Below are 12,808 nucleotides of genomic sequence, written 5' to 3'. Positions count from 1 at the left end.
AGCAGCACACGGAGACACAACATGGCATTGATCGAAGTGAAAGTCCCGGACATCGGTGACTTCAAGGACGTGGCGATCATCGAGGTGCTCGTCAAGGCGGGTGACACCATCAAGGCCGAGCAGAGCCTGCTGACGGTCGAGTCGGACAAGGCGTCGATGGAGATCCCGTCGTCGCACGCCGGCGTGGTCAAGGAACTCAAGGTCGCGCTCGGCGACAAGGTCAACGAGGGCACGGTCGTGGTGATGCTGGAGGTCGCGGGTGCGGCTGCCGCGGCACCGGCACCTGCGCCGACTCCGGCGGTTGCAGCACCGGCCGCCGTGGTTCCCCCTCCCCAGCCCTCCCCCGCTGGGGGAGGGAGCAATGCCGCGTCGGCGGCGATCGAGGTGTTCGTGCCGGACATCGGCGACTTCGACGAAGTGGCCGTCATCGAGCTGCTGGTCAAGGTCGGCGACACGGTGAAGGCGGAGCAGAGCCTGATCACGGTCGAGTCCGACAAGGCGTCGATGGAAATTCCGTCGTCGCACGCCGGTGTCGTGAAGGAGCTGAAGGTCAAGCTCGGCGACAAGGTGAGCAAGGGTTCGCTGGTCGTGGTGCTTGAGGGCGTGGCGGGGGCGGTGGCGCCCGCTGCGGCGCCGGTCGCTGCGGCGGCGCCGGCTGCTGCACCCGCACCGGCTCCTGTGGCGGCATCCGTTGCTGCCGCGGCGCCGGCTGCTGTGCCGGCCCATGAGCCGACCACGGCACTGGCCCTGAACCTGCCGCACGCCTCGCCGTCGATGCGCAAGTTCGCCCGCGAACTGGGCGTGCCGCTGGCCGAGGTCAAGGGCTCCGGTCCGAAGGGCCGCATCACCGAGGCCGACATCCAGGGCTTCGTGAAGGGCGTGATGGCCGGCAGCGTGCAGACCGCTGCGCAGAAGGCCGCTGCCCCCGCTCCGGCTCCGGCTGCTGCGGCTGGCGGCGCCTTCCCTGGCCTGCTGGCCTGGCCGAAGGTGGACTTCGCCAAGTTCGGCCCGGTCGAGCGCAAGGAGCTGTCGCGCATCAAGAAGATCTCGGGCGCGAACCTGCACCGCAACTGGGTCGTCATCCCGCACGTCACCAACCACGACGATGCGGACATCACCGACCTCGAAGCCTTCCGCGTGGCCACCAACAAGGAAAACGAGAAGTCCGGCGTCAAGGTCACGATGCTGGCCTTCATGATCAAGGCGGCGGTCGCGGCGCTGAAGAAGTTCCCCGAGTTCAACAGCTCGCTGGACGGCGACACGCTGGTGCTGAAGAACTACTTCCACATCGGCTTCGCGGCGGACACGCCCAACGGCCTGGTGGTCCCGGTCATCAAGGACTGCGACAAGAAGGGCATCGTCCAGATCAGCCAGGAAATGGGCGAGCTGGCGAAGAAAGCACGCGACGGCAAGCTCGGCCCGGCCGACATGAGCGGTGCGTGCTTCACGATCTCGTCGCTGGGCGGCATCGGTGGCCGGTATTTCACGCCGATCATCAACGCCCCGGAAGTGGCGATCATGGGCGTCTGCAAGAGCCAGATCGAGCCGAAGTGGGACGGCAAGGCTTTCCAGCCGCGCCTGATGCTGCCGCTGTCGCTGTCGTGGGACCACCGCGTCATCGACGGCGCGTCGGCTGCGCGCTTCAACGTCTACTTCGCATCGCTGCTGGCGGACTTCCGCCGCATCGTGCTGTGATCGGGAGTCACTGACATGGCATTGATCGAAGTACAAGTCCCCGACATCGGCGACTTCAAGGACGTGGCGATCATCGAGCTGCTGGTGAAGGCCGGCGACACGGTGAAGGCCGAACAGAGCCTCATCACGGTGGAGTCTGACAAGGCGTCGATGGAGATTCCGTCGAGCCACGCGGGTGTGGTCAAGGAGCTGAAGGTCGCCATCGGCGACAAGATGAACCAGGGTAGCGTGATCCTGGTGCTGGACAGCGCGGAGGCGGCTGCGGCTGTTAACCCTCCCCCAGCGGCACAAGCTTCGCCTGCGGCTTCACCCCCTCCCCAACCCTCCCCCGCTGGGGGAGGGAGTAATGCAGGGAGCTACAGCGGCGCGGCCGATGTCGAGTGCGACCTGCTCGTGCTCGGCGCCGGCCCCGGCGGCTACTCGGCGGCGTTCCGTGCGGCCGATCTGGGTCTGAAGGTCGTCATCGTCGAGCGTTACGCGACGCTCGGCGGCGTGTGCCTGAACGTGGGCTGCATCCCGTCGAAGGCGCTGCTGCACGTCGCGGCCGTGATGGACGAGGTCTCGCACCTGGGCGCGCTCGGCGTCGAGTTCGGCGCCCCGAGCCTGAACATCGACAAGCTGCGCGGCCACAAGGACAAGGTCATCGGCAAGCTGACCGGCGGCCTGGCCGCGATGGCCAAGATGCGCAAGGTCACCACCGTGCGCGGCGTCGGCCAGTTCCTGGACCCGTACCACGTGCAGGTCGAGGAAACCACCGGCGCGGGCACCGAGCGCGCTGGCGGCGCCAAGGTCGTGAAGTTCAAGCACGCCATCATCGCGGCGGGCTCGCAGGCCGTGCGCCTGCCGTTCTTCCCGCAGGATGAGCGCATCGTCGACTCGACCGGGGCGCTCGCGCTCAAGTCCGTGCCGAAGAAGATGCTCATCGTCGGCGGCGGCATCATCGGCCTGGAGATGGGCACCGTCTACAGCACGCTGGGCGCCCGCCTGGACGTGGTGGAAATGCTCGACGGCCTGATGCAGGGCGCGGACCGTGACCTCGTCAAGGTCTGGCAGAAGATGAACGCCAAGCGCTTCGACAACATCCTGTTGAAGACGAAGACCGTCGGCGCCGAAGCCACCCCGGAAGGCATCAAGGTGCAGTTCGAGGGGCTGGACGGCACGAAGTCGGAAGGCATCTACGACCTGGTGCTGCAAGCCGTGGGCCGCACGCCCAATGGCAAGAAGCTCGCCGCCGACAAGGCCGGCGTGGCGGTGACCGATCGCGGGTTTATCAACGTCGACATCCAGATGCGCACCAACGTGCCGCACATCTTCGCCATCGGCGACATCGTCGGGCAGCCGATGCTGGCGCACAAGGCGGTGCATGAGGCGCACGTCGCGGCGGAAGTCATCGCCGGCACGCTGCAGGGCAACAAGGAGCTGGCCTCGGCCGCGTTCAACGCCCGCGTGATCCCGAGCGTGGCCTACACCGATCCGGAAGTGGCGTGGGTGGGGCTGACCGAGGACCAGGCGAAGGCGCAGGGGATCAAGGTCAAGAAGGGCCTGTTCCCGTGGACGGCTTCTGGCCGCGCCATCGCCAATGGCCGCGATGAGGGCTTCACGAAGCTGCTGTTCGATGACTCGCCCGAGGCGCATGGCCACGGCAAGATCCTCGGCGGCGGCATCGTCGGCACGCATGCGGGCGACATGATCGGCGAGATCGCGCTGGCCATCGAGATGGGCGCGGACGCGGTGGACATCGGGAAGACGATTCATCCGCATCCGACGCTGGGCGAGTCGATCGGGATGGCGGCCGAGGTCGCGCACGGTAGCTGTACGGACCTGCCGCCGGGCAAGAAGTAAGCCGATCCCCGTCATACCCGCGAAAGCGGGTACCCACGCAGCGCATCAACGCCTGCGAAGAAAAGCCCGATCGGTGTGAGCCGGTCGGGCTTTTTGTTGGAGACATGCAGCATGTTTCGGTATCATTGGCAATACCATGCACCATGTGCTAAAAATTGTCATCGACACCAACGTGCTCGTCGCCGCCCTGCGTTCGAGGGCCGGTTGGTCATTCGAGCTGCTGACGCAACTGGATCAGGGGCGCTACCAGCCTGTGGTCACGGTTCCACTGGTCATGGAGTACGAGGATGTCCTGCTGCGCCCAGGCATGGTGCCGGTCGCCCCTGCCGCCGTGACGGACATCCTCGACTACCTTTGCGCCATGGCCGTTCGCCAGACGGTGCATTTCCTGTGGCGCCCCCGACTGGCGGACGTGAAAGACGACATGGTGCTGGAGGCGGCCGTGAACGGGCAGTGCCAATGCATCGTCACCTGGAACCTGCGGGATTTCGCGGCGGCCTCTTCCCTTGGCATCAAGGTGATGACGCCGCAGACATTCTTGAACCTGAACGATTTGAACCAGCCGGAAAGGAAGCAGCCATGAGCGCACTCAGCATCCGCTTGCCCGAATCCTTGCACAAGAACGCCAAGGTCTACGCATCGCAGGAGGGCATCTCGGTCAACCAGCTCATCAGCACGGCGCTGGCCGAAAAGCTGTCGGCGCTGGCCACCCAGGACTACCTGGAGCAGCGGGCCACCCGCAGCAGCCGGGACAAGTTCATGGCCGCGATGGCGCAAGTGCCGGACGCGGAGCCGGAGCCGATGGACCGGAAGTGATGCCCGAGGTCTGTTCGGGTTGGGTGCAGGTAGCGTGGGGCGGTCACGGGCGTGGTCATGTGGCCGATGTCCGTCAGAGCGAGTCTCGGGGGGTATCCGTTCCCAGGTCCGTGTCGTCGATGTCGTCCGGGATGTCATCACCCCACCCTCCGGCCACAGCGCGCAGGAACGCGGCGGTGTCCTGTGGGGCGGCATCGCCTCGACCGGGTGTTCTGGCCGCAGCAGGGGCGTAGCGTTGGAGCAGGAAGTCGATGAAGTCGAGCGCCTCTTGCGCCGCAGTGTCCGGCAGTTGCAGGCTGCGCTGGTAGATGGTCTGTGCGTAGTTCATGGTGATCCCTCTCGTCGGCCTACATCGTCGCGCGATCATCAATGATCGAGTCGAGTTGTACAACAAAGCCGGGTTCGGTGGGCTGCAAGCCCGGCACGAAGTCGGAAGGCGTCTACGACCTGGTACTGCAAGCCGTGGGCCGCACGCCGAATAGCAAGAAGTAAGCCAATCCCCGTCATGCCCGCGAAAGCGGGTACCTACGCAGCGCATCAACGCCTGCTAAGAAAAGCCCGATCGGTGTGAGCCGGTCGGGCTTTGTCATTCATGGTGAACAGCCTGTAGGGATTGCAGATCGATGAGCCTTGCCATATATTGCAGGCAATATGAACATTGTTCTGGATACCAATGTACTGGTGGCCGCAGTGCGCAGCCCGACAGGCGCTTCCGCCGAGATCGTGCGAGAGGTCATCACGCAGCGGTGGGCGGTGTTGTGCAGCGTGCCGCTGTTTCTGGAGTACGAGGCCGTCTTGACACGGCCGGAGCATCTCAAGGCGGCAGGCGTGGAGCGGGCTTCTGTGCTCAACCTGCTGGATGTGCTGGCGGGGCGATTGACGCAGGTGTCGATCCATTTCCTCTGGCGGCCCCAGTTGAAAGACCCGAACGATGATCTGGTGCTGGAGGTCGCGGCCAACCGGCAGGTGCTGGGGGCGTCAGTGGGCCTCGTGACCTTCAATGCACGGGATTTTCTGCCCCAGTCCATGAAGTTCGGGGTGTCGGTGCTGACACCTCGGCAGTTTTTCCAGCAAGACCCAAGGAGTTCGTGATGGGAACACCGAGCAATTACGCCCTGCGCCTGCCCCGATCGCTGAAGACAGGGGCTGAACAGGTGGCCAGGGAAGATGGCACGACGCTCAACCAGTTCATCGTGAGCGCAGTAGCCGAAAAGCTGGCGGCGCTGAAGACAGCGGATTACTTCACCGAACGAGCGCAGCGCGGGGATGTGCAAGCCGCCATGGCGCTGCTGAATCGCGCGGGAGGGCAACCGCCAACGGAGGACGACCGGCTGGCGTCCAAGACTGTCACCACAACATCGTCCATGAGACCCGAAGCATGCTGATTCGCCTGATTTACTTGAGCAGACCCGTAGGCCCACAGACGGTGGCACGCACCGATTCGATTTTGCGCAAGGCCCACGCCTGGAACACGGAAAACGACATCACGGGCATGCTCTGCGAAGGCCAGGGGGTGTATCTGCAGGCGCTGGAAGGAGACCGCAACAGAGTGACGAGTCTGTATGCACGCATTCACGCAGACCCACGTCACAAGGAACTGGAGCTGCTTCACTGCGAGAGCATTGTCGAGCGCCGCTACCGTGGCTGGTCCATGGCACACGTCAGTCTGTCGGACGTGGATCCGCAAACGAAGATCGCCTGGCCTGAATTTGATCCCTACTCAGCGAGCGGCGCGCTGGTCATGGCGCGCATCGACGCGCTTGTCGCCTGTGGCAGGGCGGTGCGTGCAACGCCTTGATCTGCCCAGCCGCTCGCGCAAACCTTGCGCGGCTAAGTCCGGCGCCTCTCCGTCAACGGTTCCTCGCTTTCAGTGGGCAATGGGTAGGCGTCGGCCACATACGCCGGCCCCTTCATCACCCGGACGATGAAGCATCCGATCGCAACGGTCAGCATTAATGTCCAGTGCAGCACCACGACGCCGAACATCGTGTAATCCCACAGCAGCAACGCGGCTGCGTCAGCGCTGGACTCGGCGACATTTGGCGCCAGTAGGTGGTTCAACCCTGCCAGCCCCAGCGGCAGCAGCGTGCCCCACAGTCCAATGGCCGGCAGGCGTTGCCAGACCTGCTGCTCCCGGCCCGGCTGCGATTGCACGAAACCGGGAAGTTTGTTGAACAGGTTCATGGTGATCTCGGGTCGTTGGGATCCGGCTGCGCCGCAGCCGCTTGGCCGGGGGCTTCAACCTTCGCCAGTGGGGCATGGGCCATTTTCTGCCCGTCCCACTGCTGACCACACCAGCAGCGGCCGTCGGCGTCGATGATGCAAGTACCGCTGCCGCAGCAGCGCAGGTCTTCGTTCATTTCCGTGTTCATTTTTTCGGTCATTTGACTTGGTTGCCGTCAGCAGAGGTTGAGAAATCACGTTGCGCGTCACGCCTTTCGGTGGTCCTCCAGCCGAGCACGCTGCCGCAGCTTGTCCAGACGAAAAGCCCAGCGTTGCAAGCTCGGCCGGAAGCGCAAGAAGAGCCGGTAGGTGCGCTCCATCGCCCAGACGGCACCCGGCACGCGGCCTGCCAGGGCCAGCCAACGCCAGCCAGGCAATGCAGCCCACAGCGCCAGGAACGCCTGCGCTCCGCTGAGCAGTTCACCGTTGCGACCGCGCACGTGGAAGCGCGCCAGCAGTTGCTCGCGTGTGGTGTCCGGCGGCAGCGGCAGCGTGGTGTCGCTGACATCAGCAAAACACACCGGCGCATCAAGGTGCAATGGCTGCAGACCACGGTAGACGCCAATCTCACGGCGACACAGCGGGCAGGCGCCGTCGTACAGCACGGTCAACGGTACGGCTTTCTGGATGTTCTCGTTCGCAGCGTTGGTCATCATGCAGGCCTCTCGTCAACGGTCAGCGGATCGGCGGCCAGGTGCAACCTGCAGGTGGCAGAAGCGCTCACCCATGTGCGACACCGACGTCGCCGCAGCGGATGGCCGCCGCACGCTGGGTCACCTCCTGCTTCTGCACATCGGTCAGCCGCGCCACGTTCTTCACCTGCAATGCCATGCGCGGGTTGCGCGCCAGGGTGTCCTCATGCCGCATCAGGAAGTCCCAGTAAAGCGTCGTGAACGGGCAGGCGCTGTCGCCGCTGCGTTGCGCCGGGTCGTAGCGGCAGCCCTTGCAGTAGGGACTCATGCGCTGGAGGTACTTGCCGGTGGCGACGTAGGGCTTGCTGCCCATCACGCCGCCGTCGGCGTACTGGCTCATGCCCAGCGTGTTGGGCAGCTCGACCCACTCGACCGCATCGACGTAGACCGCCAGGTACCAGGCATGCACCTGTTTCGGCTCGACGCCTAACATCAACGCGTACAGACCCGTCACCATCAGGCGCTGGATGTGGTTGGCATAGCCGTGTTCCAGCGTTTGCACCAGTGCGTCGCGCAGGCAGACCATGTCGGTGGCGCCGGTCCAGAACCAGGCGGGCAGGTCTTCCTGGGCACCCAGCGCATTGCGTTCCTGGTAGGCCGGCATCTGGGTCCAGTAGACACCGCGCACATACTCGCGCCAGCCCAGGATCTGCCGGATGAAGCCTTCGACGCTGGCCAATGGCGCGTGTCCACTGTGGTAAGCGGCCTCGGCCGCTGCGACCACTTCACGGGGGTTCAACAGCTTCAGATTGAGCGCGGCCGACAAGTGCGAGTGGTACAGCCACGCATCACCCGACCACATCGCGTCCTGGTAACGACCGAACAACGGCAGCCGTTCCTGGATGAAGACCTGCAATGACTGCAGCGCCTGGGCGCGTGTCACTGGCCAGGCAAAACTGTCGAGCCGGCCGGGATGGTCTGCGAAGCGGTCGTGGACGAGCGCGATCACTTCACGCGTGATGGCGTCGGGCTCGAACGCCGTGCGAGGCGGCACGTTGCCGGGGCCGGCAGGACCGAAGGCTTCGCGGTTCTCGGCATCGAAGTTCCACTGCCCACCCACAGGCGCATCGCCTTGCATCAGGACGTCATGCCGCTTGCGCTGCTCGCGATAAAAATACTCCATGCGCAACGACTTGCGGCCTTTGGCATGCGCTGCGAAATCACGGACGCTGCTGAAAAAATGGCGGTCCTCGCGGATGTCCAGCGGCAGCCCATGGGACGCAGCCACGGCCTTGATCGCTTGCAGCACCCGCCAGTCACCCGGAGCGGTCATCAGCAGGCGGGCAGGCTTCAGGTGCAGGAGGTCCGCCTGCAGGGTGCCCGCCAGGGTGCTGGCTTTTGAGGATGTGTCCAGGCGCGTGTAGTGCAGCGGACGACCAGCGGCCTGCAGCGCCAGCGCGAAGTGGCGCATGGCCGACAGGAACGTCACTGTCCTCGGCTTGCTCGACCAGACATGTGTCGACTCCTCGGCGACTTCAGCCATCCACACGGCGTCAACGCTGGCATCGAAGTCATCAAAGGCGGAGGCATCAAGATCGAGCTGGTCGCCGAGCACGACGATCAGTGAGCGCAGTTCGGTCATGTGCTGTCCTTGTGCGAGACCAGGGCAGCGTGTACCCGGATGTGCACTTGGTGTGTTGGCTTCATCGAGGGTTGCGACACACGCTGTGGATGGCTCATTGTCGTCAAATTGTACGACAGGACCAACTCAAAAGCAGTTCAAGAAATACATTGATGCGGAAATGGCCATATTATCGGCGTCAAAAACGAGTCAAAAAATGGAAAAAACCAAGCCAACAAGACCGTCCCCACTTCCCGCAGCGGAGGTGACGAAGGCCGCGGAGCCGTCACTCCACCGCAGTGGGGCGGTGGCGCGCATGTTGCACATGCCGGTGGCCACGCTGCGCGTAGGGGAGCGCCGCTACGGGCTGACCCAGCCAGCGCTGACGCCGAGCGGTCAACGCCTGTACTCGGCCGATGACGTTCGTCGGCTGACGCTCATCAAGCAGCTGACGGACCTGGGGCACGCCATTGGCAGCCTGGCCTCGCTGGACACGCTACAACTGCAGCGCGTTCTATCGTCATGCCCTCCAGTCTGGCTACCTCACACCTGCGGCCCGGAAGTCTGAGCACAAACCCTGAGCTCGCAATGTTCAGAAATGACTAACATCCGCGTTGACTGATATTGCTCGAACGGCAATATGTGGATTGCCAACCACTCCGTTCGAGACAGAAGCTCACACATCAAATGACCGGAGTCCCAATCAGATGAACATCAACGCATGGGCCATTGCGGCCGTGGCAACGGCCGGTTTGGCCCAGCCGCTGCTTGCTCAAGACCAGTCTGACGCCGGCATCGCCGCGTATCGCGCCGCCCTTCAAGATGGCAACCCAGCCGAGCTTTGGGAAATGCGGGGCGAAGTACTGTGGAAAACCAAACGGGGCACCAAGAACGCGTCGCTGGAAACCTGCGATCTGGGTAAAGGCCCGGGCAAGCTCGAGGGCGCTTACGCAGAATTGCCGCGCTACTTTGCCGACGCGCGCAAGGTCATGGACCTCGAAGCGCGCTTGGTGTACTGCATGGAAACCCTGCAGGGTTGGGACACCAAACCGTATTTCAACAAGGGCGCTTTCAAGAGCAAGGGTCCAGGCTCGGACATGGCGGCAATCGCCACATTCGTCGCAGCCAAGTCCAACGGCATGGCGTTCAAGGTTGACACCAGCCACCCCGCTGTGAATGCAGCAGTCAAGACGGGTGAAGACCTCTTTTGGCGTCGCAGCGGCCCCTTTGACTTCTCCTGCGCGACCTGCCATGCCGAGGACGGCAAGCGCATCCGCCTACAGGGTTTGCCCAACCTGCTGAAGACGGAAGGCGCAGCAACTGGAGTTGCGACATGGCCTGCCTATCGCGTCTCGCAAAGCGAGGTGCGTACGCTGCAGCACCGCATGTGGGACTGCTACTGGCAGATGCGTCACCCCGACGTTCAATACACATCCGATGCAGTGACGGCCTTGCTGACCTACATGAACGCAATAGGCAATGGCAACGAGATCAAGTCCCCTTACATCAAGCGCTGAAGCGGCAAGAGAGAACAAAACATGAAACCGAAAAACCTTCTCCTGAGCGCTGGCGCAGTGACCTTGTTGGTTGGTTGCGGAAGCCTGGGTGGCAGCGCAGGATTCCCGAGCGCCGAACAGGCCGTCGCCAGTTCTTGGCAGAACATGCAACCGGGTTGGGAGAAACGCCTCGTGCAAGACGACACCCAAAAAATTTGCAGCGCCGCAAGGGACAAACCGAGCAAAGCCGATGCCGAGCGCGTCGAGAAAATGAACGCTGCGATGAAGGTGGTGTACCCCGCCAGCGGCACATTGATCGGAGACTGGAAGAGGGGCGAAGCGATCGCCCAAAGCGGTTATGGCCTGCGCGTGGGCGACAACAACCCGAATCAAAAGCCTGGCGGCAACTGCTATGCGTGTCACCAAATGACCAAACAAGAGCTGTCTTACGGCACCTTGGGTCCCGGTTTGAACCAATACGGCAAGCTCCGGGGTAACAGCGAAGCCATCGTCAAATACACCTACGACAAGATCTATAACTCGCACGCTTTTTCGGCCTGCTCCAACATGCCGCGATTTGGTCTCAACGGCATCCTCCAGCCTGAACAAATCGCCGATCTGGTCGGCTTGCTGATGGACCCGAAGTCACCCGTCAACCAGTGAAAGCCATCGGTCCGGCGCGTCGGGTGCTTTTGAAACTGGCGCCTTTGATCCCCTGGGCATGGGGCGTATGCGGGGCGCCCGTTCAGGCTCAAACCCCATCGCCGAGCAAGCGCGAAGCCCGCCCGCCACCGCCCGTGGGTTCGCGCCTGATCCTGCCCGACCTGCCCTTGCTGGGTGGCACGACACTGCACCCAGCCACACTGAATGGCCACGTCGTCGTGCTCTATTGGTGGGCCAGTTGGTGCCCGTTCTGTGCCGTGCAGTCGCCGCTGATCGACCAACTGCAGCGCGCCCACGCCAACCGCGGCCTGCGTGTTGTGGGACTGTCGATCGACAAGAAGCCAGAGGATGCGACGGCTTACCTCTCGCGGCGCGGCTACCAGTTTGCCTCGGCGTGGGTGACGCCCGAGATCGCACGTGCGCTGCCTAAGCCCAAGGGCCTGCCGGTGACGGTGGTGCTGGGTCGAGACGGCAGGGTGGTGACAGGGCGATTGCATCAAATAGTTCTTGACAAAAAAGACAGCGGTTGGTGACGAGGAGAGGGAGACGGGCTCACAAGGGCACGAGGCCGAACAGGCTCTGCAGGTAATCGGGGCTCCAGCTGAGGCGGTTCCACTTGCGGCGCACGCTGGCCTTGGTGGAAGTTTCGCGCTTGAGGAGGTTGAGCACGATGCGGCGCAGGATGGCGAAGTTCTGTGCGCCGTGGCCGACATAGATTCGGGCGTCATCCTCGCCGAAGACGACATCAAGCACCCAGTGGCACTGGTTCTCGATGTGCCAGTGCTGGCGGATGCGGCGGTTGAACTCGCTGGGGTCGAAGGCGGCGGAGCTGATGTAGTAGCGCCGCTCGGTGCTGGCCTCGCCCTGGTGGCGCCCGTTGATGAACTCGCGGGTGGATTCGACCATGATGGCGGTCTTCAGGTCGGGCCAGTCCCGGCGGATTGCCTCGGGCAGCGTGCTCACGTCATGGGCGACGACGCAGCGGCGGGTCTCCAGGCGGCTGTGGCCCTTGTCGAGGGTGATGTCCTGCTGCAGGAGGCCGCGCTCGACATCCTGCACGGAGCGGTCGAACAGGGTCTGTGTGGCCTGCGCGAGCGTGGCCTGGTTGTCCTTGGCCGACAGGATGAACTCGGCCCCGCGCTCGCGGATCTTCGCGGCGATGTCACGCTGACAGCCCAGCGCGTCGATCGTGACGGTGGCACCCTTGACATCGAGTGCGTCCAGCAGTTCGGGGATCGCCGTGATCTCGTTGCTCTTGGCGGGAGTGCGCACCTGCCCGAGCGTCAGGCCGCTGGCGGTGTGGCAGGCCGACACCAGATGCACCATCGCTGCGCCCCCGGTGCGCGAGCCGCGCACGCTCTTGCCGTCGATGGCGATCGTGGGGCCACCCTCCACGGCCGGGCACAGCGGCTGCATCCAGCGGATGAAACACGCCTCGAACGCCTTCGAGTCCAGCAGTGCGAACACCCGGTTGAAGGTGTCGTGCGAGGCCACGCCCTGCTCGAAGGGCAGGAAGCGGCGCAGCCAGTCCAGCTTGAGCGCCCCCCAGTCGCTCACGCCCACCCAGTCCTGCGCCCCGCTGGCGATCCCCGCGAAGGCCACCAGCAGCAGCTCCTGCAGCGGGTGGCGGCAGTGGCGTCGGCGCGGGTCGGGCAGGTCTGCGAAGGCGCTCAGGTCTCCGGGGGGGTCTTCTGTACTCGTCACAGGCATCTCACTCGGACTTCTCTCTCACTTCAAGACCAGCTTTCTGGCACTTCTGTCAAGAAATATTTGATGCAATCGCCCTGAGGGTGGTGATGAGTGAAGCCGGGCAGCTGTTT

General features: G+C 63.9%; 17 protein-coding genes. 11 read left to right on the top strand and 6 right to left on the bottom strand.

Annotated features, from left to right (window positions below):
* Positions 1-21: 21 nt before the first annotated feature.
* From aceF to U5O44_RS08845, 4 genes are all read left to right on the top strand, one after another.
* The gene (gene aceF / locus U5O44_RS08860; RefSeq protein ID WP_322588067.1) at positions 22-1,695 is read left to right on the top strand and encodes a dihydrolipoyllysine-residue acetyltransferase; all 1,674 of its coding nucleotides are present in this window, start codon (positions 22-24) and stop codon (positions 1,693-1,695) included.
* 15 nt (positions 1,696-1,710) lie between these two features.
* A complete protein-coding gene (gene lpdA, locus U5O44_RS08855) occupies positions 1,711-3,537 on the top strand; it encodes a dihydrolipoyl dehydrogenase (RefSeq protein WP_322588066.1) in 1,827 nt (608 codons plus the stop codon).
* 136 nt (positions 3,538-3,673) lie between these two features.
* The gene (locus U5O44_RS08850; protein ID WP_322588065.1) at positions 3,674-4,120 is read left to right on the top strand and encodes a putative toxin-antitoxin system toxin component, PIN family; all 447 of its coding nucleotides are present in this window, start codon (positions 3,674-3,676) and stop codon (positions 4,118-4,120) included.
* Entirely contained in the window at positions 4,117-4,353 is a 237-nt protein-coding gene (locus U5O44_RS08845; RefSeq protein ID WP_322588064.1) for a toxin-antitoxin system HicB family antitoxin, read from the top strand. The genes U5O44_RS08850 and U5O44_RS08845 overlap by 4 nt, the downstream gene beginning before the upstream one ends.
* Positions 4,354-4,426: 73 nt before the next feature.
* Here the strand turns inward: U5O44_RS08845 and U5O44_RS08840 are convergent, their stop codons facing one another.
* Positions 4,427-4,681: a DUF2281 domain-containing protein gene (locus U5O44_RS08840; protein ID WP_322588063.1), complete on the bottom strand. Its 255-nt coding sequence runs from the start codon at positions 4,679-4,681 to the stop codon at positions 4,427-4,429.
* Positions 4,682-4,983: 302 nt separating this feature from the next.
* Here U5O44_RS08840 and U5O44_RS08835 point away from each other — a divergent pair, with 302 nt between their 5' ends.
* Genes U5O44_RS08835 through U5O44_RS08825 form a run of 3 tightly spaced genes read left to right on the top strand, consistent with a single transcriptional unit; the run spans position 4,984 to position 6,151 of the window.
* The gene (locus U5O44_RS08835) at positions 4,984-5,445 is read left to right on the top strand and encodes a putative toxin-antitoxin system toxin component, PIN family (RefSeq protein WP_322588062.1); all 462 of its coding nucleotides are present in this window, start codon (positions 4,984-4,986) and stop codon (positions 5,443-5,445) included.
* On the top strand, positions 5,445-5,738 hold the full coding sequence (locus U5O44_RS08830) for a YlcI/YnfO family protein (RefSeq protein ID WP_322588061.1): 294 nt from the start codon (positions 5,445-5,447) through the stop codon (positions 5,736-5,738). Before U5O44_RS08835 ends, U5O44_RS08830 begins: the two co-directional genes overlap by 1 nt.
* The gene (locus U5O44_RS08825; RefSeq protein WP_322588060.1) at positions 5,732-6,151 is read left to right on the top strand and encodes a BLUF domain-containing protein; all 420 of its coding nucleotides are present in this window, start codon (positions 5,732-5,734) and stop codon (positions 6,149-6,151) included. Before U5O44_RS08830 ends, U5O44_RS08825 begins: the two co-directional genes overlap by 7 nt.
* A gap of 32 nt (positions 6,152-6,183) precedes the next feature.
* Here U5O44_RS08825 and U5O44_RS08820 read toward each other — a convergent pair whose 3' ends face one another.
* From U5O44_RS08820 to U5O44_RS08805, 4 genes are all read right to left on the bottom strand, one after another.
* Positions 6,184-6,537 (bottom strand): hypothetical protein, encoded by a 354-nt coding sequence (locus U5O44_RS08820; RefSeq protein WP_322588059.1) that lies wholly within the window; start codon positions 6,535-6,537, stop codon positions 6,184-6,186.
* Entirely contained in the window at positions 6,534-6,713 is a 180-nt protein-coding gene (locus tag U5O44_RS08815; RefSeq protein ID WP_322588058.1) for a hypothetical protein, read from the bottom strand. Before U5O44_RS08815 ends, U5O44_RS08820 begins: the two co-directional genes overlap by 4 nt.
* Positions 6,714-6,782: 69 nt before the next feature.
* Positions 6,783-7,229 (bottom strand): thiol-disulfide oxidoreductase DCC family protein, encoded by a 447-nt coding sequence (locus U5O44_RS08810; RefSeq protein WP_322588057.1) that lies wholly within the window; start codon positions 7,227-7,229, stop codon positions 6,783-6,785.
* Between the two features lie 67 nt (positions 7,230-7,296).
* On the bottom strand, positions 7,297-8,850 hold the full coding sequence (locus U5O44_RS08805; RefSeq protein ID WP_322588056.1) for a cryptochrome/photolyase family protein: 1,554 nt from the start codon (positions 8,848-8,850) through the stop codon (positions 7,297-7,299).
* On the opposite strand from U5O44_RS08805, the gene U5O44_RS08800 reads away from it, so the two are divergent.
* The 4 genes from U5O44_RS08800 (at position 8,849) to U5O44_RS08785 (ending at position 11,521) form a co-directional block, all read left to right on the top strand.
* Positions 8,849-9,397, top strand: a complete 549-nt coding sequence (locus tag U5O44_RS08800) for a MerR family transcriptional regulator (RefSeq protein ID WP_322588055.1) — start codon at positions 8,849-8,851, stop codon at positions 9,395-9,397. The two genes, U5O44_RS08805 and U5O44_RS08800, sit on opposite strands and share 2 nt — an antisense overlap.
* Before the next feature lie 139 nt (positions 9,398-9,536).
* Positions 9,537-10,346 (top strand): sulfur oxidation c-type cytochrome SoxA, encoded by an 810-nt coding sequence (gene soxA / locus U5O44_RS08795; RefSeq protein WP_322588054.1) that lies wholly within the window; start codon positions 9,537-9,539, stop codon positions 10,344-10,346.
* 21 nt (positions 10,347-10,367) lie between these two features.
* Positions 10,368-10,988: a sulfur oxidation c-type cytochrome SoxX gene (gene soxX, locus U5O44_RS08790; protein WP_322588053.1), complete on the top strand. Its 621-nt coding sequence runs from the start codon at positions 10,368-10,370 to the stop codon at positions 10,986-10,988.
* A gap of 134 nt (positions 10,989-11,122) precedes the next feature.
* Positions 11,123-11,521, top strand: a complete 399-nt coding sequence (locus U5O44_RS08785; protein ID WP_322588052.1) for a TlpA family protein disulfide reductase — start codon at positions 11,123-11,125, stop codon at positions 11,519-11,521.
* A gap of 19 nt (positions 11,522-11,540) precedes the next feature.
* On the opposite strand, the gene U5O44_RS08780 is transcribed toward U5O44_RS08785, so the two are convergent.
* Positions 11,541-12,692 (bottom strand): ISAs1 family transposase, encoded by a 1,152-nt coding sequence (locus U5O44_RS08780; RefSeq protein WP_322588051.1) that lies wholly within the window; start codon positions 12,690-12,692, stop codon positions 11,541-11,543.
* Positions 12,693-12,808: the final 116 nt, after the last annotated feature.

The organism is Sphaerotilus sp., from assembly GCF_034519685.1.
In the GTDB taxonomy this organism is placed as follows: Bacteria; Pseudomonadota; Gammaproteobacteria; order Burkholderiales; family Burkholderiaceae_C; genus Sphaerotilus.
Note: the sequence above shows the minus strand (reverse complement) of the source record. Positions and strands in the feature narration are given on the sequence as shown.